Here is an 18384-nt window from a genome sequence, read left to right on the forward strand (position 1 = left end):
CGGAAGCGGAAGTGTATTTGCACAACTGATGACCAGGGCATGGGAGAGTCCATCCGCTCAGGTCGAACCACTGTGTGCCTGCGGGGGTGGCTGCGTCGGGTGGGACGGTTGGTGCCGAGCGGAGCCGAACGGGAATCGGCCAGGTGTCCCGTACGGCCGGGACCGTACGACGCGGACCCGTACGGCGCGGGCCGTGCGCAACGGACCGGTGCGACGCGGACCGTATGGCGCGACGTCAGGACAGTCGGCGGGCACCGGCCGACGCCTCGGCCCGGAACCAGCGCGGCGGCGCGTACGACGCCGTGGCGAACGCCGCCGCGACCGCCTCCCCCACCGTCTCCTCCTCACCCTGCGCCACCAGCGCCACCACGGACCCGCCGAAGCCGCCGCCCGTCATCCGGGCACCCAGCGCCCCGGCCGACAGGGCGGTGCCCACCGCGAGGTCGACCTCGGGGCAGGAGACCCGGAAGTCGTCGCGCAACGAGGCGTGGCCCGCGGTGAGGACCGGGCCCAGCGCCGGCAGGTCGCCCGCGGCGAGCAGTTCGACGGCGCGCAGCACCCGCTCGTTCTCGGTGACGACGTGCCGCACCAGGCCCCGGGACGCGGCGTCCGGCAGTCGGCGCAGTGCCGCGGCCAGCTCGCCGTGCGGCACGTCGCGCAGCGCCCGTACGCCCAGTGCGCGCGCGGCGGCCTCGCAGCCCGCGCGGCGCCGGCCGTACTCGCCGTCGGCGTGGGCGTGTTGGACGCGGGTGTCGACGACGAGGAGCGCGAGGTCGTGGGCGGCGGGGTCGAAGGGGACGTGGCGCCGCGACAGGTCGCGGGTGTCCAGGAAGAGGGCGTGCCCCGGGGTGCAGCACGCCGAGGCCGCCTGGTCCATGATCCCGGTGGGGGCGCCCGTGTACGCGTTCTCCGCCCGGCGGCACAGCACCGCCAACGCGTCGCCCGGGACGCCCAGTCCGTACAGGTCGTTCAGGGCGAGGGCGCAGGCGACCTCCAGCGCCGCCGACGAGGACAGCCCGGCGCCGGGCGGCACGGTGGACGCGAAGGTCACCTCGGCGCCGCCGACCGCGTGGCCCGCGTCCCGCAGCGCCCAGACGACGCCGGCCGCGTAGCCGGCCCAGCCGCGCGGCCCGCGCCCGGGCTCCAACGCGTCGACCCGCAGGTCCACGGCGTGCTCGCCGCCGCCCGTCGCGGCCGGGAAGCGCAGCCGCAGCAGGCCGTCGGAGCGGCGGGCGGCTTCGGCCGTGACCTGCTGGGACAGCGCGAAGGGCAGCACGAAACCGTCGTTGTAGTCGGTGTGTTCACCGATCAGGTTCACCCGGCCGGGCGCCGCCCACACCCCTGCGCGCACCGCGCCGGCCCCGGTCATCGCAGCCGCGCCCGGGCGAAGCGCCACGCGTCGGCGACGATGGTCCCGAGGTCGGGGCGGGCCGGGGTCCAGCCGAGCCGTTCGCGGGCGGTGTCGGCGGAGGCGACGAGGACGGCCGGGTCGCCGGGGCGCCGCCCCTCGACGACTTCGGGCACCTCACGGCCGGTGACCTGCCGCACGGCCTCGACGACCTCACGCACCGAGAAGCCGTTGCCGTTGCCGAGGTTGCAGATCAGGTGCTCGCCGGGCCGGGCCGCGCCCAGGGCCAGCAGATGCGCCTCGGCCAGGTCGGCGACGTGGATGTAGTCGCGGACGCAGGTGCCGTCGGGCGTCGGGTAGTCGTCCCCGTACACCGCGATCGAGGGGCGGCGGCCGAGGGCGACGTCCAGGACGAGCGGGATCAGATGGGACTCGGGGGCGTGCCGCTCGCCCAGCTCGCCGTACGCGCCGGCCACGTTGAAGTAGCGCAGCGAGACCGCGGCCAGGCCGTGGGCGCGCGCCTCGCCGGCGATCATGTGGTCCACGGCGAGCTTCGTCGCACCGTACGGGCTGGTCGGCACGGTCGGGTCGGCCTCGGTGACCGGGGTGCGGACCGGTTCGCCGTACGTCGCGGCGCTGGAGGAGAAGACGAGGGTGCGGACCCTGGCCGTGCGCATCGCGGCCAGCAGCGCCATCGTGCCGCCGACGTTGTTCTCCCAGTACTTCTCCGGGTGCACCACGGACTCGCCGACCTGGGAGTACGCGGCGAAGTGCAGCACCCCGGCGAAGGAGGGGTCCAGCCACTTGGCGGCGTCGCGGACGTCGCCCTCGACGAACTCCGCGCCCGCGGGCACGCCGTCGCGGAACCCGGTGGACAGGTCGTCGAGCACGACGACCTCGTGCCCCGCCTCCACCAGGTGGCGCGCCACCACGCCCCCGACGTAACCGGCCCCGCCCGTCACCAGGTACTTGTGCTCGCTCATGCGCTCGCCGCCTCCCGCAGCCGCCGTGCCGCGGTCTCCGGCGGCACGTCATTGATGAACACGCTCATACCGGATTCGGACCCCGCCAGGTGCTTCAGCTTGCCGATGGCCCGTCGGATCGTGAAGAGTTCGAGATGGAGCCCGAACCCCGCGCGCCCGGCGGCACGGACCGGCGCCTGGTGCCAGGCGGAGACGTACGGCGTGGGCGCCTGCCCCTCCCCGAAGAGCCGGTCGAACCGCTTCAGCAGCTCCAGATAGACCCCGGGGAACTCGGCGCGCGCGGCGTCGTCGAGCCCGCGGAGGTCGGGGACGCGGCGGCGGGGGTGGAGGTGCACCTCGTACGGCCAGCGCGCCGCGTGCGGCACGAAGGCGACCCAGTGGGCCGCGTCGACGACCACCCGCGACCCCTCGGCGACCTCGCGCGCCACGACGTCGTCGAAGAGGTTCCGCCCGGTGCGCTCCCGGTGCTCGGCCGCGGAGCGCAGCATCTGCGCGGTGCGCGGGGTGACGAAGGGGTACGCGTAGATCTGCCCGTGCGGGTGCCCGAGGGTGACGCCGATCTCGGCGCCCCGGTTCTCGAAGCAGAAGACCTGCTCGACCTGGCGCAACCCGGCGAGTTCGGCGGTCCGGTCCCTCCACACGTCGAGCACCAGCGCGGCGCGGTCCTCGTCGAGGTCGGCGAAGGAGGCGTCGTGGTCGGAGGTGAAGCAGACGACCTCGCAGCGGCCGGTCGGGCCGGCGAGGGAGGGGAAGCGGTTCTCGAAGACGACGACGTCGTAGTCGTCCGCGGGGATCTCGCTGAGCCGCCCGTCCCGCGACGGACACAGCGGACACTCGTCCGCGGGCGGCAGGTACGTCCGCCCCTGCCGGTGCGACGCGATGGCGACGGAGTCCCCGAGCAGTGGATCCTGCCGGATCTCGGAGGTGGTCGCGACGGGGGGGCCGAGGGGGCGGTGGTCGGTGGTGGCGCGGGGTGTGTGGTGACTGTCGTAGTAGAGGAGTTCGCGGCCGTCGGCGAGCCGGGTGGAGGTCTTTTTCACCGAAGGCGCCCCTTCCCTCCCAACAGAAACAAACACAAAGAACCACAACCCAACACCCCAAGTCAATGAGAGGTCGCTCCGCGGGTGCGGTGGCCTCTGCGGCCCGTCTGTGGCTGTTCGCGCAGTGCCTCGCGCCCCTGTTTTGCTGCCCCCGTCACTTGCCTGCGGGCTGAGGGCAGGTGTTCCAGGGGCGCTGGGGGTCCCCCCGTGCCCGCAGGGCACAGGGGGCGGAACTGCGCGAACAGCCACGAAGCACCCGCAGAGGGCAACGCGCCCGTAGGGCAACGGCGAGGTTGCCAAGGGTGCCCGGGGCGGTCGGGTCAGCTCGCGCCCGGGGTCGCTCGGTCCAGCAGGCCCGTACGCGCAGCCAGCGCCGCCGCCTCCAGCCGCGATCCCACGCCCAGCTTCATCAGGACCCGCTGCACGTGCGTCCGTGCCGTGCTCGGGGCGATGCCCATGCCGACCGCGATCAGCCGGGTGTCCTCGCCCTCCGCGACCCGCACCAGCACCTCCACCTCCCGCGGCGTCAGCAGCCGCAGCAGCCGCTGGCCTTCGTCGTCGGGCTGGGCGACCGGGTTCAGCAGGTCGGCGAACGCGCCCTGGAGCAGCGTCGGGGCGACCACCGCCTCCCCCGCCCGCGCCTTGATCAGCGCGCGTTCCACGCCTTCGATGCGCTCGTCGTGGCGCACGTACCCCGACGCGCCGGCCGCGAAGGCCGCGGCTATCCCGCGGGGGTTGGGAACCGGGCCGAGGACCACGACCGCCACTTGGGGCCGGTCGCGCTTGATCCGTACGACCGGGTCGAACGCGCCCGGTTCCGCCGGCGCCGCCGTGCCCAGCAGGCACACCTCGGGCGCCCGTGAGACCACCAGCTCCGCCGAGCCCGCCGCAGGCGCCGTCGCGGCGAGCACCCGGTGCCCGCGCAGTTTGAGCGCCGAGGCGAGCGCCTCGGCGTGCAATCGGTGGTCGTCGACCACCATGAGCCGCACGCCCATCGAGCTCCTCCCATCCCCGGCGTCCTGCCGTCCCCGGCGGTCATGTGCCCCGGCAAGCTACACGCTCGTACGACTCCGCGCGCCCCCAAAAGCCGCAATGGCCCGACCGTCCGCGGCCGAAAGGCGACGACCCGACGCCCGGAATTTCCGGTGCGCCGGGTCGCTACTGTCCCACGAGTCAACCCGTTCCGGAGCAGGACGGGAAATTCTGCGGGATCTCCAGGGACTTCCGGGGGCGTTATTCAGTCGGCTGTCGTGTATGCAACGGACAACCAACGCCGGGTGGAGCTGCTACTCGTTCCCTTGTTCAGCAGGATCGAGCTGATGTACAAACGGCCGTCTTCGTAAACGTACTCGGCGTAGTCGGAGGAGAAACTGGTCTCCGCCTCCCGGTTGGGCTGGTCGCCCGGGTTCTCCATCAGCACCGTCTCCTTGAGCGTGGTGCCGTGCAGGGAGACGACCTGGCCGCCCTTGGAGTAGGGCGGTTCCTTGTACGCGATCACGTTCCCGCCGTCCATGCGGATCGGGAACATGGTGAACTTCTCGCCCGCGTCCGCACGGCCCGGCAGCGGCTTTCCGGTGTTGAGGTCGAAGGACACGATCGAGTTGGTGTAGCCGTACGATTCGCCCGACGCCTGGGTTTCGGCGGTCGGCAGATAGATCCGGCCGTTGCCGACCACGACCTTGACGCAGGATTCGACCTCGCTGGAACGGCAGCGCGCCTCGAACTTGTCGCCCGTCGCCGAGATCTTCGCCTTCAGCGTGCCCTTGTCGTCGATGGAGAAGAAGTCGGAGATGCCGAACTTCCCGGTGTCGCCGACGTCCGCCGCCACCACCAGCGGCTTGGTGCTGATGACGCTGGCGTACTCGACGCCGGCCGGCATCTTGTACGAGAAGCGGGGCTTGCCGTCCGTCGGGTTCAGCGGCTCGATGGTGAGCTGCTCGTTGTTGTAGTCACCGCACTTGCGGACCGCCACCAACTCGGCCCCGCCGGCGTACCCCTGGTCCTCGCACTCGTCCGCCGTGGCGGTCGGCTTCCAGAGCACCTTTCCGGTGTTCAGGTCGAAGGCGGCGCCGCCGTAGAGGCTGCCCGCGGCGACCGTGGTGCCGCTCTGGGTGACCTCGGCGAAGCGGATCTTGCGGTCGCCGCCGGCGTCGGAGGTGACGGAGGCGGACCACAGCAGCTTGCCGTTCGTCATGTCGATGACGCCGACCTCGGTGCACGGCAGGAAGTTCTTCGCGCCGGAGCCGGTGCGCTTGCCGGCCTCGAAAAGGACCGCGGCCTTGTTGTCGTCGGACTTGTGGCGGGACGCCCCGCAGATCTGGCCGGGCAGCGGGATCTGCCAGAGCTGGGTGCCCTTGGTGCGGTCGTAGCCGACGACCGAGTTCAGGTGCGGCTTGACGAACGCCTTGTCGGTGGCCCAGGAGCCGTCGAAGCTGGTGATGTCCGTCAGCTCCGGCGGGGCGAGCTGGAAGGCGACCTTGGACTTCACGTCGTCGGGCGCCTTCTCCTTGCCCTCGCCGTCGGTCGCCGCGCCGTCGCCCTTGTCGTCCCCCTTGTCGCGGCCCTTCTTGGAGCCGGACGAGGAGGTGTCGTTCTTCTTGCCGTCGTCCTGCGTGACGGCGTACACCACGCCTCCGCCGACGATGAGCACGACGGCGGCGACCGCGGCGATGACGATCTTCAGCTGGGTGGTGAGCCCCTTCCGGGGCGGCTGCGGCGCGGGCGGCGGGGTCGGGAAGCCGCCGGGGCCGGCGGGTCCGCCGGGGCCCTGCGGAAAGCCGTAGCCGTACCCCTGCGGCTGCTGGGGCTGCTGCGGCTGGCCCGGGTAGCCGTACGGCGCGCCGGCGGGCGGCGCCTGCGGATATCCGTAGCCGGGCTGCTGCGGCGGGAACCCGGGCGGGCCCTGGGGCGCTTGAGGCGCCGGGGGTCCCTGCGGTGCCTGCGGCGACTGCGCGGGTTGAGCCGGCGGGGCAGGCGGTGCGGGCGGCGCCGGCACGGCCGGCTGCGCAGGCTGGGTCGGCGGCTGCGGCGGTGACGCCGGCGGCGGACCGAACCCGCCCGGCGGCGGGGTCTGCGGCGCACCGAACCCACCGCCCTGCGGCGGCTGGTTGGGCGGCGGAGGCGGAGGCTGTGTCATGACTGGTGTCCTTGGAAGTCGCCCTCGGAGTGGACCTTTCGAGGGCACGGGAAGCAGAAGAGGGTACGGGCGCGGGCGCCGGGCGCGCTCACTTGCCGAACGCGAGCATCGTCGAGGTCTCCGCCTCGGCCTTGTCGTTCGGTGCGCTCACCCGGCCCGACGCGATGAAGAGCCGGCCGTCCGCGTAGGCCAGGCGGGGCGAGTACAGCCCGTTCTCGACCTCCGCCGCAGCGTCCGGGTGCTGGAGGACGACCTGCGGCGCACCCCCGGTGGGGGCGAGGGTGGCGACCGCGCCGCCCTTGTCGTACGACGGCTCCCGGTAGACCGCGAGCCGGTCGCCGTCCATCCGCAGCGGGACGACCGAGGTCTCCCCGCCGGCGGGCGCGCGCCAGCTCGGCTTCCCGGTGTCGAGGTTGAAGGCGACGACCTCGTTCGCGCCGCCGGGGCGGGTGGGCGCGGTGCCCAGGTAGAGGTTGCGGGCGTCGGCGACGACGCCGGTGCAGCCCTCCAGGTTCTGGCCGAAGACCACGAGGGACCCACCGCAGCGGACCTGGAACTTGTCCTTGCCGCCGGCGATCTGCGAGCGCAGCTTGCCGTCGGACCGCAGCGCCAGCACGGTCCAGCCCTTGGGCTCGCGCTGGGTCAGCGAGATCACGATCGGATCGGCCGAGTAGACCTTGTCGATCTCCCAGCCGACGGGGGCGCTGTACGTCCACTTCGCCCTGCCGGTGGTCGGGTCGACCTCCTGGAGCTGGTGGCGCGGCTTGCTGTAGTCCTTCGTCGGGCAGCTCAGCGCGGCCAGCAGCTTCGGCCCGCCCGCGTACGAGAAGGGCTTGCAGCCGGACGCGGGGCTCTTGAAGAGTTCGCGGCCGTCGGCGAGCGAGAAGCCGTACGACACCCCGGAACCGCCCGCGGCGAGGGTGGTGCCGGCGATGGTGAGCGTGTGGTCGGACAGGCCGAGGAAGCCCTCCGCCTCCGGGATCTCCTTCTGCCAGCCGGCCTTGCCGGTGGTGGCGTCGATCATCTGGAGGCTGCGGCACTTGGCCTTGTCGGTGGGGCCGTTCTTGTAGCCGATGACGATCTTGCCGTCGGCGGACGGCCGCGGGGTCGCGGAGCACGCCTCCTGCGCCAGCGGCACGGTCCACTTGGCCCGGCCGTCGGTCACCGAGTAGCCGACGACCTGCTGGTACATCGCCTTGACGACGGTGTCGCCGACGACCCACGGGCCGAAGACCTCGGCGCCGTTGCGCGGCAGGTCGACGTCGTTCTTGACGTGGAAGAGGGCCTTGGCGTCGCCCGGCTTGCGCCCGGCGTTGAGGTCCTCGTCGCCCTCGCCGAGCCCGGTGCCGCTGCCACCGCCCGCGTCCGTCGAGGCGGAGGAGGAGCCGGACGGCGCGGGGTCGGTGCCCTGGCTCGCCTTCCCCTGCCCGCCGCTCTTGGCGTCCTTGCCGTCGTCGGTGTCACCGCTGAGGGCGACGTACGAGCCGCCGCCGATGAGCAGCAGCGCGGCGACGGACGCGGCGACGACGACGGCGGCGCGGCCCTTGAACCGGCCGCCGCCCCGGGGCGGGAGCGGAGCGGGCGGCGTCGGCGGGCCGGGGTAGGCGCTCTGGTACGGCCCCGGGTAGGCGCCCTGCTGGTGCGGTGCGTCCGCGCCGGGGTGGCCGTAGGGCCCGGGAGCCGGCTGGTACGGACCCGGCTGTTGGCCGTAGGGCCCGGCGGGCTGCGGTGCGTACGGGCCGGGCTGCTGGTCGCCGCCCGGGTAGCCGTATCCGGCCGACGGCGGCGCGGCCGGCGGCGGTACGAACGGGGGCGCGGCCGGCGGCAGCGGCGGTGTGGGAGGGGGTGCCTGCGGCGGCGGAGGCACCGGCGGTCCCTGGGGCCCCTGAGGGGCCCCGGGTTCCGGGGGACCGTAGGCGTCCGGGGACGCTCCGAAGCCCCCCGACGGTGGTTGGTTGGGCGGCTGGGACATCAGCGCATCCCCCTTCGTGCGGTCCACTGTCCGACTGCCTCCCCCGCTGTTCCGGTGCGCACTTCGACGCGTGTGCCGTATCCCGGAAAGGAGCGTTTTCGGACATGGAGCCGCGTTCTCACGGCAGTCGAGCGGAGCTCATTTCTATCACTCGCGCCCTGTCATGAACGGGCCCGGTCCACGCTGTGGCCTACGAAGGACCGCGACGTGACGCCGTCGTTATGAGACCTGCACGCGGCCCACACGCAGCCCCGGCGCTCGCGCGCCGGGGGCTGATATCAGACATCCTCGGCGAGCTCCAGCCAGCGCAGCTCCAGCTCCTCGCGCTGCCCGACCAGCTCCCTCAGCTCGGCGTCGAGCTTGGCCACCTTCTCGAAGTCCGTGGCGTGCTCGGCGATCTGCGCGTGCAGGGCGGTCTCCTTCGCGGAGACCTTGTCCATCTGCCGCTCGACGCGCTGGAGCTCCTTCTGCGCGGCGCGCAACTCGCCCGCGGACTTGGTCCGTACGGCATCGGCGGCGGGGGCCGCGGACCGGGCGGGCGCGGCGGCGGTGGCCGCCGCCTCCACGGCGGTGCGGCGGCGCTCCAGGTACTCGTCGATGCCGCGCGGCATCATCCGCAGCGTCATGTCGCCGAGCAGCGCGAGGATCCGGTCCGTGGTGCGCTCGATGAAGAACCGGTCGTGCGAGATCACGACCAGCGAGCCGGGCCAGCCGTCGAGCAGGTCCTCCAGCTGGGTCAGGGTCTCGATGTCGAGGTCGTTGGTGGGCTCGTCGAGGAAGAGGACGTTCGGCTCGTCCATCAGCAGCCGCAGCAGCTGGAGCCGGCGCCGTTCGCCGCCGGAGAGGTCGCCCACCGGCGTCCACTGCTTCTCCTTGCCGAAGCCGAAGCGCTCGCAGAGCTGCCCCGCCGTCATCTCCCGGCCCTTGCCGAGGTCGACGCGGTCCCGGATCTGCTGCACCGCCTCCAGGACGCGCAGCTGCGCGGGGAGTTCGGTCACGTCCTGCGACAGGTACGCCAGCCGTACGGTCTTGCCGACGACGATCCGCCCGCCGGCGGGCTGCTTCTCGCCGTCGCTCTCCGAAGCCTCCGCGAGCGCCCGCAGCAGGGACGTCTTGCCGGCGCCGTTGACGCCGACGAGGCCGATGCGGTCGCCGGGGCCGAGCTGCCAGGTGAGCTGGCGCAGCAGCAGCTTGGGGCCGGCCTGGACGGTCACGCCCTCCAGGTCGAAGACGGTCTTCCCGAGCCGGGCGCTGGCGAACTTCATCAGCTCGCTGGTGTCGCGCGGCGGGGGGACGTCGGCGATGAGTTCGTTGGCCGCCTCGATGCGGTAGCGCGGCTTGGAGGTGCGGGCCGGGGCGCCGCGGCGCAGCCACGCCAGCTCCTTGCGGACCAGGTTCTGCCGCTTGACCTCCTCGGTGGCGGCGATCCGCTCCCGCTCGGCCCGGGCGAACACGTAGTCGCTGTAGCCGCCCTCGTACTCGTACACGGTGCCCCGCTGCACGTCCCACATGCGGGTGCAGACCTGGTCCAGGAACCAGCGGTCGTGGGTGACGCACACCAGCGCGGAGCGGCGCGCCCGCAGGTGGGCGGCGAGCCAGGCGATGCCCTCGACGTCGAGGTGGTTCGTGGGCTCGTCGAGGACGATCAGGTCCGGCTCGGCGATCAGCAGCTTGGCGAGCGCGATCCGACGGCGCTCGCCGCCGGAGAGCGGGCCGATGACGGTGTCCAGGCCCTGCGGGAAGCCGGGCATGTCCAGCCCGCCGAAGAGGCCGGTGAGCACGTCGCGGATCTTGGCGTTGCCCGCCCACTCGTGGTCGGCGAGGTCGCCGATCACCTCGTGGCGGACGGTGGCCGCGGAGTCCAGCGAGTCGTGCTGCGTGAGCACCCCGAGGCGCAGCCCGCCGCTGTGGGTGACCCGGCCCTCGTCCGGCTCCTCCAGCTTCGCCAGCATGCGGATCAGGGTGGTCTTGCCGTCGCCGTTGCGTCCCACGACACCGATGCGGTCGCCGTCGGAGACGCCGAGGGAGACGGTGTCGAGCAGGGCTCGCGTCCCGTACACCTTGCTGACGGCCTCGACATTGACCAGATTGACGGCCATTTCTCTCCATGCGTGGGGCGGGACGGATCGACCTACCAGGGTAGTCGGCGTCCGGCGCTGCCCCGCCCCGCACGGGTCAGATGATCGGCGGGCGTCCCAGCCGGGTCATCCGCCACACCGTGCTCCAGCGCATCGGCCGGCGCGGCGGGCAGGGCGTGCGCACGCCCTCCACGAAGCCGCCGAACCAGGCGCGCAGCCCGCTGGCCGAGCGGGTGCGGGCGAGCGTGAGCAGCGTCCACGTGCCCAGGTAGAGCGGGACGAGGAGGGCCGGCAGATGGCGCTTGGCCAGCCAGACCCGGTTGCGGGCGACCATCCGGTGGAAGACGGCGTGCCGGGTCGGCGAGGTCCAGGGGTGGCGCAGCACCAGCTCGGGCTCGTAGAGGATCTTCCAGCCGTGGTCCAGGGCGCGCCAGGCGAGGTCGGTCTCCTCGTGCGCGTAGAAGAACGCCTCCGGCCAGTCGCCGGTCTCGGACAGCATCCGCATGGACAGGCCGTGGCCGCCGCCGAGGAAGGTGGTGACGTAGCCGCCGCGCATCGGGTCGCTGGCGCGCAGCCGCGGGACGTGGCGGCGGGCGGTGCGTCCGCGTTCGTCGGCGATGCGGAAGCTGACGACGCCGAGGTGTTCGTCCTGCTCGTACAGCTTCACGAGCCGGGAGAAGACGTCGGTGTCGATCAGCAGGCCGTCGTCGTCGAGGTCGACCACGACGTCCACGTCGCCGAACTCGCGCAGCCGCGCGATGGCGGCGTTGCGGCCTCCGGTGACGCCGAGGTTCTCCGGGAGTTCGACGCCGGTGACGCCCTCGGGCAGCGGGGGCAGGGGCGCGCCGTTGCCGACGACCACGATCCGGGCCGCGGGGGTGTCCTGCCGGTCGACCGATTCGAGCAGTTCCGTCAGCTCGGCCGGGCGGTTGCCCATGGTCAGGATCGCGACGCCGATGCTCGGGTGACGCACCAATGAACTCTCCGCTCCTCAAGGGTGATGCGTGGCGATGCTAACCGTTGGCGGAGTGCGGAGACGGCACGGGGCCGGACCGCGCAGCTCGCGCGGTCCGGCCCCGGCCGAAAGGGACGGCCGGCGCGTCAGCGGGTGCCCGCGACGCCCTCGAAGCCACCGCCGGCGGCGGTGTCCGTGGCCCAGCCGAAGCCGCCGCCCTCGGCGAAGGCGTGCGGGGTCTCGGCGAAGCCGAGTCCCCAGCCCGCGACGAAGGGGGTCGGGTGCTCCGCGGAGGCGACGTACTCCCCGGCACCGCCGGCGGTCACGCCGTTGTGCGCGTGCGCGGGTGCCGCCACGGCGGCAAGGGCCAGCGCGGCACCGGCGGTCACCAGCGCCTTGCCCAGCATGCTCTTCATGGGTTCCTCTCCGAGCCCCGTCATCCGGACGGGCCTCGGGCCCAATCGATCACGCGCGGTGCGGCAGCGGTGGCACCACACACCGTCCGAGCGGTCTGATCACCCGAAAGATCTCCCGCCCCTGCGACGTGTACGCACGCCAGTCCACGCCTCGCGCGCTGGTGCGCGGCCCCTCCGGGAAGCGTTCGGGCGGGGCGCCCCCGGGGCGTGGCCCCGCGCCTCGCCTGCTGGGCCCTGCCCCTAGGCCCGCGAAACGGCTTCCGCAGCCCCGCCGCGTCCCTCCTCGAACCGCTGTCGGCGCTGGCCGACTGGGCGGTGCGGCACGAGGCGGAGATCACCGAGGCGAGGTCCCGACACGGCGACGAAGCCCAAAAGGTCTAGCGGACCGTCGCACCCGCCGCGGGGGACGTCGCCGTGCGGGCGGTGCGGCAGGTGCCCGAGGCGAGGAGGGCGGACGCCACCTGCGTCGCCGCGTCCGCGTCCTTCGTCAGGAACGCCGTCGTCGGGCCCGAGCCCGACACCAGCGCGCCCAGCGCGCCCGCGGCGAGGCCCGCCGCCAGCACCTCCCGCAGGGACGGCCGCAGCGACACCGCCGCCGCCTGGAGGTCGTTGCTGAGGGAGGCCGCCAGCGCGACGGGGTCGCCGGCGCGCAGCGCCGCCAGCAGGGGCTCGGACGCCTCGGGGGCCGGTACGGCCACGCCTTCGTTGAGGCGGTCGAACTCGCCGTACACCGCCGGTGTCGACAGCCCGCCGTCGGCGACCGCGAACACCCAGTGGAAGGTGCCGCCGACCTCCAGCGGCGTCAGCCGCTCGCCCCGCCCGGTGCCCAGCGCCGCCCCGCCCACCAGGCTGAACGGCACGTCGGAGCCCAACTCGGCGCAGATGTCGAGGAGTTCGGCACGGGAGGAGCGAAGGCCCCACAGCGCGTCGCAGGCGAGCAGCGCGCCCGCGCCGTCCGCGCTGCCGCCGGCCATGCCGCCCGCGACGGGGATGTCCTTGGCGATGTGGACGTGCACGTTCGGCTCGATGCCGTGCCGCTCGGCCAGCAGCAGCGCGGCGCGGGCCGCGAGGTTCGTCCGGTCCAGCGGCACCTGGTCCGCGTCGGGGCCCTCGCAGGTCACCGTGAGCGCCGTCGCGGGCCGTACGGTGACCTCGTCGTACAGCGACACCGCCAGGAAGACGTTCGCCAGGTCGTGGAAGCCGTCGGGGCGGGCGCCGCCGACCGCGAGCTGGATGTTGACCTTGGCCGGCACCCGGACCGTCACCGCCGTGCCGCCGCTCACCGTGCCGCTGCTCACGCCTTCGCCTCCGCGATCCGTGCGAACTCCTCCACCGTCAGGGACTCCCCGCGGGCCTGCGGCGAGACGCCCGCCGCGACCAGCGCCTCCTCCGCGAGCGCCGGGGAGCCCGCCCAGCCCGCGAGGGCCGCGCGCAGCGTCTTGCGGCGCTGTGCGAAGGCCGCGTCGACGACCGCGAAGACCTCCGCCTTGGTGGCCGTGGTCTTCGGCGGCTCGCGGCGCACGAGGGAGACCAGGCCCGAGTCGACGTTGGGCGCCGGCCAGAAGACGTTGCGCCCGATCGCGCCGGCGCGCTTGACGTCGGCGTACCAGTTCGCCTTCACCGACGGCACGCCGTACACCTTGTTCCCCGGTCCCGCCGCCAGCCGGTCCGCGACCTCGGCCTGGACCATGACGAGGGTCCGCTCGATGCTGGGGAAGCGGTCGAGCATGTGCAGCAGCACGGGGACGGCCACGTTGTACGGCAGGTTGGCGACGAGCGCGGTGGGCGCGGGCCCGGGCAGCTCGTCGACGTGCATCGCGTCGGAGTGGACGAGCGAGAAGTGCAGCGCCCGCTCCGGCATCCGGGCCACGATCGTGCTGGGCAGCGCCGCGGCGAGCACGTCGTCGATCTCGACCGCGACGACCTGGTCCGCGGCCTCCAGCAGCGCGAGGGTCAGCGAGCCAAGCCCGGGGCCGACCTCCACCACGACGTCGTCGGCGCGGACGTCCGCGGTGCGCACGATGCGGCGGACGGTGTTGGCGTCGATGACGAAGTTCTGGCCGCGCTGCTTGGTGGGACGCACGCCCAGCGCCGCCGCCAGCTCGCGCACGTCGGCCGGGCTCAGCAGGGCGTCACGGACGTCGGTCGCGGCGGGGTCGGGCGCGCCGGAAGGCTCAGTGGTGCTCACCGATACAGCCTAAGGGTGGTCAGAGGTACCGGCCGCAGTGCGGCCAGGGGGTGGCGCCGCGTTGGACGTAGAGCTTCTTCGCGCGGAGCGTCTGTTCGTGCGCGGGGGCGTCCTGGGGGCTGCCGGTGCCGCCGAGGGAGCGCCAGGTCGGGACGTCGAACTGGTACAGCCCGCCGTACGTCCCCGAGGGGTCCAGCGCGTCCGGTCGGCCGCCGGACTCGCAGCGGGCGAGCGCGGCCCAGTCCAGGCCGTCCGCGCCGGCGACGGAGCGCGGCAGGGAGCGGGTGCCGAACCGTACGCGCTGGGTGACCGGCGCCCGCACCACCTCGTCGGTGAGCTTGCGCGGCGGCTGGGGCACGCCGTTGACGCTGCGCAGGGCGTAGGTGACGCGGCGGGCGCCGGGGCGGCCGGGCCGGGTGACGACCTCGGTGCCGACGAACGCGGTCGGGTCGGCGGTGCGGACGACGTCGTACGGGACGGGCTCCTCCCGCACCTCGCGGGAGGCGGTGATCCGCAGGACGGTGATCGTCTGTCCGTCGCGCGGGAAGCCGTCGCCCGGGACGGACGTGGTGTCCTGGCCGCCGAGTGCGATGCCCGCCTCCGCGAGGGCCTGGGCGACGGTCGCGGCGTTGGTGCGGACGGTGCGGGCGCGGCCGTCGGCGAGGAAGGTCACGGCGCGTTCGGTGCGCACGTCGAGCGCGAGCCCGCGGCGGGAGATCGCGGCGGAGCGGGACGCGGACAGGTGGGCGCCCTCGGCGCGCACGCCGAGTTGGCGCAGGGCGTCGTCGACGGTCTCGGCGGTGGTCCAGACGCGGCGGCGCACCCCGTCGAGGGTGAGGGTGAGCGGTCTGCCGTAGCGGACGACGACGACGTCCCCGCTGACCAGGTCGGCGCCGGGGGCAGGGGCGACGATGTCGTGGTCGCCGACGTCCAGGCCCTCCTGGTCCAGCAGTTCCCCGACGTCGTCGGCGAAGGTGTGCAGGGTGCGCGGCACGCCGTCGACGGTGAGGCGGATCGACTTGTCGCTGACGAGGAACGCGGAGGTGCCGCCGGCGAGGAAGGCGACGACGAGGGCCTGCGGCAGCAGCTTGCGCAGCGCGACATCGGGGCGTCCCGGGCGGCCGGAGCGGGTGGGGGCCCGTCGGCGGCGGTCGGGGCGGGGCGGCGGCGCGGGGGCGGGCCCGGGGTCGGTGGTGCTCTGCACGGGAACCGAGAACGTCGGTGTGGCGAAGACCGCGGCATCCGGCTCGCTGGCGGCCGGGTCCGGGCCCGCCGGCGCCCGGGTCAGCGCCGGCAGCCCGCTGGGGACGCGCCGCAGGTCCGGCCGGGGCTCCGCGCCGGAGCCGCCTTGAGGGGGCGCCGCCCCCGTGTGCCAACCACCGCCCGCAGTGCCCAGATCGCTCACGACGCTCCGTCCGCCCGTGGGGGTACGCCCGTGAGGGGTGCCCCGATGTGATGCGCCGGGACGCTATCCGAGCGGCGTCGCTCGCCCAAGCCAGCCACTCGCCCCGTGCGGCGGACCACCCGGACGAGAGCGCCCCGACGGGCTACGGAGCGTTATCCGTCAGTAACCAAAAGCCTCGGCGGTGTTCGCCGCCACTGCCGCGGCCAGCACGTCCTCGTCCAGGCCCTTCACTTCCGCCATGGCACGCAGCGTGACCGGAATGAGATACGGCGCATTGGGCCGTCCGCGGTACGGCACCGGCGTGAGAAAGGGCGCATCCGTTTCGACGAGCACGAGTTCGCGCGGGGCGACCGCCAGCGCGTCCCGCAAGGGCTGGGCGTTCTTGAAGGTGACGTTTCCGGCGAACGACATGTAGTAGCCCGCGTCCGCGCACGTCTTCGCCATTTCCGCATCTCCGGAAAAGCAGTGGAAGACCGTGCGCTCCGGCGCACCCTCCTCCGCGAGCACCCGCAGCACGTCGGCGTGCGCGTCCCGGTCGTGGATCACCAGCGCCTTGCCGCGGCGCTTGGCGATCTCGATGTGGGCGCGGAAGGAGCGCTCCTGCGCGGCGACGCCCTCCGGTCCGGTGCGGTAGTGGTCGAGCCCGGTCTCGCCGACGGCCAGCACGTGCGGCAGCGCGGCCAGCGCGTCGATCTCGGCCAGGGCCCCGTCGAGGGCGGCGTCCCCGCCGGGCTCGCGCACGCTCTGCCGCGGCCCGCCGTCGCCCGGGTCGCCGAGGACGATCCGCGGGGCCTCGTTCGGGTGCAGCGCCACGGACGCGTGCACGGCGGCGTGCTCGGCGGCCGTGCGCGCCGCCCAGCGGGACCCCTCGACGTCACAGCCGACCTGGACGACGGTGGTGACGCCCACCGCCGCCGCCCTGGCCAGGGCCTCCTCGACGGTGCCCCCCTGCATGTCCAGGTGCGTGTGGGAGTCGGCGACGGGGACCCGCAGCGGTTCGGGCAGCGGCGGCGGGGCGGACTTGGCACTCATGGGGCCGATGGTACGAGGCCCCCGACGCCCACAGCCCCGACGGTCACGGGCGGTGGGCGCCCCGGGCGGTCACCTGCGGTGCTGGAAGGGGTGGAGCAGGTCGGAGAGGTGCCAGTGGTGCTTGTGCTGGCGTGGTGGGCGCGGCGGCTCCACCGACTCGTCCCCGTCGCCCTCCAGGCTGTACTCCTCCGCCCCCAGGGGCCCGGCGATCGGCACCGGGCGCCGCTCGACCGGTCCGCCGGGCCGGGGCGTGCGCCCCGGGTAGGCGGACCGGGCCGCGCGGTCCAGCACCGAGGAGACCTGTCCGGCGCGCATGATCCGTACGACGTGTCCGCCGCAGTTCGTGCAGGTGGGACTCGACAGGGGGGACGGCACGCGCACCCCGTCCGCCCGGTAGACGACGTACTTCCGCCCGACGGCGTCGACGTGGTGCTCGATCTCGTACGACTGTTCCCAACCGTGTCCGCAGCGCATGCAGGCGAAGGCGTATGCCTCGTGGACCCTTGCCGCGCCGGTGATCTCACTCATGCCAGCTCCTCTCCACTGAACCAGTGGACGCCCATTCCGGCGGGAGCGCATCAGCGCCTGTCGAATAATGGTGTGGGCTTGGGACTTTCCATGCCCTGTGGGCATGGAACCCGGTCATTGCTTTGCATTCCAGGCTAGTCCTTTACCGACTTCATGACCGCCCGGGATCCCGTGCCCCACGGGGGAACCGAGCCGCGCACCCGGGTTTTACGCCCCGCGGAACCAGCGGAACCCGCGAAAAGCACGGCGCCCCCGGAAACCGACAGAAATCACCGGACAAATACCGGTACGACTCACCTGCTCACGCACCGGCCCAGCTCACGCACCGGACTTCTTCGCCGCCACCACGGCGTCGAAGACGTCCCGCTTCGGCACCCCGGCCTCCGCCGCCACCGCGGCGATCGCCTCCTTGCGGCGCTCCCCCGCCTCCTCCCGCGCCCGCACCCGCGCGACCAGTTCGTCCGCGTCGACGTCGCCCGGGCCCGGCGCCGGGGCGCCCTCCACGACGACGGTGATCTCGCCGCGCACCTCGCCGTCGGCCGCCCAGGCCGCGAGCTCCCCCAGACCGCCGCGCTTGACCTCCTCGTACGTCTTCGTCAGCTCCCGGCACACCGCGGCGCGCCGCTCGGGCCCGAAGACCTCGGCCATCGCGGCGAGGGCGTCGTCCAGGCGCCGGGGCGACTCGAAGTACACCTGCGTACGGCGCTCCCGCTCGTTCTCCCGCAGCCGGCTGAGCCGCTCGCCCTGCTTGCGCGGCAGGAAGCCCTCGAAGCAGAACCGGTCCACCGGCAGCCCGGAGAGCGCGAGCGCGGTGAGCACGGCGGACGGGCCGGGCACCGCGGTCACCCGCACGTCCTGCGCCACGGCCGCGGCGACCAGGCGGTAGCCCGGGTCCGAGACGGACGGCATCCCGGCGTCGGTGACCAGCAGCACGCGCTCCCCGCGCAGCAGCGCCTCCACCAGCTCCGGGGTGCGCCCGGACTCGTTCCCCTCGAAGTACGACACCACCCGGCCGGCCGGCTGCACGCCCAGCGCCTGCGCGAGCCGGCGCAGCCGCCGGGTGTCCTCGGCGGCGACGACGTCCGCGGCGGCGAGTTCGGTGGCGAGGCGGGGCGGGGCGTCCGCCGGGTCGCCGATCGGGGTGCCGGCGAGCACGAGGGTGCCGGCGGTGGGGCCATCGGTGGGGGCTGCCTGCGGCGACGCGTTGTTCACCCCGCCATTGTCCCCGCCGTCGTCCCGTCGCGCGGACCGCCCCGGGGCCGCTCGGGCGGCGGCTCGTCCCGTCGCATCGGGGGCAACTGGG

General features: G+C 73.8%; 16 protein-coding genes. 1 reads left to right on the forward strand and 15 read right to left on the reverse strand.

Going from position 1 to position 18384, the window contains the following annotated elements; genetic code table 11:
• Nucleotides 1-235 precede the first annotated feature (235 nt).
• The 9 genes from galK to AB0E05_RS24925 form a co-directional block, all read right to left on the reverse strand.
• Nucleotides 236-1369: a galactokinase gene (galK, locus tag AB0E05_RS24885; RefSeq protein WP_361967408.1), complete on the reverse strand. Its 1134-nt coding sequence runs from the start codon at nucleotides 1367-1369 to the stop codon at nucleotides 236-238.
• Entirely contained in the window at nucleotides 1366-2331 is a 966-nt protein-coding gene (galE, locus tag AB0E05_RS24890; RefSeq protein WP_361967181.1) for a UDP-glucose 4-epimerase GalE, read from the reverse strand. The genes galK and galE overlap by 4 nt, the downstream gene beginning before the upstream one ends.
• A complete protein-coding gene (gene galT / locus AB0E05_RS24895) occupies nucleotides 2328-3371 on the reverse strand; it encodes a galactose-1-phosphate uridylyltransferase (RefSeq protein WP_361967183.1) in 1044 nt (347 codons plus the stop codon). Before galT ends, galE begins: the two co-directional genes overlap by 4 nt.
• 320 nt (nucleotides 3372-3691) lie before the next feature.
• Nucleotides 3692-4366: a response regulator transcription factor gene (locus AB0E05_RS24900; protein WP_361967185.1), complete on the reverse strand. Its 675-nt coding sequence runs from the start codon at nucleotides 4364-4366 to the stop codon at nucleotides 3692-3694.
• 242 nt (nucleotides 4367-4608) lie between these two features.
• A complete protein-coding gene (locus AB0E05_RS24905) occupies nucleotides 4609-6507 on the reverse strand; it encodes a PQQ-binding-like beta-propeller repeat protein (RefSeq protein ID WP_361967187.1) in 1899 nt (632 codons plus the stop codon).
• 88 nt (nucleotides 6508-6595) lie between these two features.
• Nucleotides 6596-8374, reverse strand: a complete 1779-nt coding sequence (locus AB0E05_RS24910; RefSeq protein ID WP_361967189.1) for a PQQ-binding-like beta-propeller repeat protein — start codon at nucleotides 8372-8374, stop codon at nucleotides 6596-6598.
• A gap of 383 nt (nucleotides 8375-8757) precedes the next feature.
• Nucleotides 8758-10578, reverse strand: coding sequence for an ABC-F family ATP-binding cassette domain-containing protein (locus tag AB0E05_RS24915; RefSeq protein WP_361967191.1), 1821 nt, complete (start codon nucleotides 10576-10578; stop codon nucleotides 8758-8760).
• A gap of 76 nt (nucleotides 10579-10654) precedes the next feature.
• Entirely contained in the window at nucleotides 10655-11530 is an 876-nt protein-coding gene (locus AB0E05_RS24920) for a glycosyltransferase (RefSeq protein ID WP_361967193.1), read from the reverse strand.
• A 128-nt stretch (nucleotides 11531-11658) separates the two neighbouring features.
• Nucleotides 11659-11928 (reverse strand): hypothetical protein, encoded by a 270-nt coding sequence (locus tag AB0E05_RS24925; RefSeq protein ID WP_361967195.1) that lies wholly within the window; start codon nucleotides 11926-11928, stop codon nucleotides 11659-11661.
• Between the two features lie 207 nt (nucleotides 11929-12135).
• On the opposite strand from AB0E05_RS24925, the gene AB0E05_RS24930 reads away from it, so the two are divergent.
• On the forward strand, nucleotides 12136-12309 hold the full coding sequence (locus AB0E05_RS24930; protein ID WP_361967197.1) for a hypothetical protein: 174 nt from the start codon (nucleotides 12136-12138) through the stop codon (nucleotides 12307-12309).
• Here AB0E05_RS24930 and AB0E05_RS24935 read toward each other — a convergent pair.
• The 6 genes from AB0E05_RS24935 to rsmI form a co-directional block, all read right to left on the reverse strand.
• Complete coding sequence (locus AB0E05_RS24935; RefSeq protein WP_361967410.1) at nucleotides 12306-13211, reverse strand: 4-(cytidine 5'-diphospho)-2-C-methyl-D-erythritol kinase; 906 nt, start codon at nucleotides 13209-13211, stop codon at nucleotides 12306-12308. The genes AB0E05_RS24930 and AB0E05_RS24935 overlap by 4 nt on opposite strands.
• Before the next feature lie 11 nt (nucleotides 13212-13222).
• Entirely contained in the window at nucleotides 13223-14116 is an 894-nt protein-coding gene (gene rsmA, locus AB0E05_RS24940) for a 16S rRNA (adenine(1518)-N(6)/adenine(1519)-N(6))-dimethyltransferase RsmA (protein ID WP_361967199.1), read from the reverse strand.
• Nucleotides 14117-14135: 19 nt separating this feature from the next.
• Entirely contained in the window at nucleotides 14136-15521 is a 1386-nt protein-coding gene (locus AB0E05_RS24945) for a ubiquitin-like domain-containing protein (RefSeq protein ID WP_361967201.1), read from the reverse strand.
• A 159-nt stretch (nucleotides 15522-15680) separates the two neighbouring features.
• On the reverse strand, nucleotides 15681-16553 hold the full coding sequence (locus AB0E05_RS24950; protein ID WP_361967203.1) for a TatD family hydrolase: 873 nt from the start codon (nucleotides 16551-16553) through the stop codon (nucleotides 15681-15683).
• 69 nt (nucleotides 16554-16622) lie between these two features.
• The gene (locus AB0E05_RS24955; protein ID WP_361967205.1) at nucleotides 16623-17081 is read right to left on the reverse strand and encodes a hypothetical protein; all 459 of its coding nucleotides are present in this window, start codon (nucleotides 17079-17081) and stop codon (nucleotides 16623-16625) included.
• Between the two features lie 318 nt (nucleotides 17082-17399).
• Complete coding sequence (gene rsmI, locus AB0E05_RS24960) at nucleotides 17400-18293, reverse strand: 16S rRNA (cytidine(1402)-2'-O)-methyltransferase (protein WP_361967207.1); 894 nt, start codon at nucleotides 18291-18293, stop codon at nucleotides 17400-17402.
• Nucleotides 18294-18384 lie beyond the last annotated feature (91 nt).

The sequence above is a fragment of the Streptomyces sp. NPDC048057 genome, assembly GCF_040653095.1.
Taxonomy (GTDB): Bacteria; Actinomycetota; Actinomycetes; order Streptomycetales; family Streptomycetaceae; genus Streptomyces.